Here is a 237-nt window from a genome sequence, read left to right as displayed (position 1 = left end):
GGCGCGTCCGTGCAGCTCTCGCTCACGTGCAGCTTGAACCCGTTCCAGAAGGTGTCGCGCTTGGCGGACCAGCGGGTGTCGAGGTCGTAGGGGGAAGCGATGCGCAGATGGCCGGGCGGAAGCCCGTCACCGCCCTCCTCGGTCCTGGTGCGCCGGGCCACGGCCTCGCGCCCGCCCCTCGTGGTGGTGCGGGTGTAGTTCTGCAGCAGCACGGTGCGCAGGGTCTGCACCGCGGGC

At 72.2% G+C, this 237-nt stretch carries 1 pseudogene; it reads right to left on the bottom strand.

What is annotated here, in order from left to right:
- Positions 1-237 (bottom strand): annotated as a pseudogene (locus RB628_RS42265) (IS1182 family transposase); the annotation flags it as partial.

Origin of the sequence: Streptomyces sp. ADMS (genome assembly GCF_033441795.1) — a bacterium.
Lineage (GTDB): Bacteria > Actinomycetota > Actinomycetes > Streptomycetales > Streptomycetaceae > Streptomyces.
This window is presented reverse-complemented; position numbering and strand designations above follow the sequence as displayed.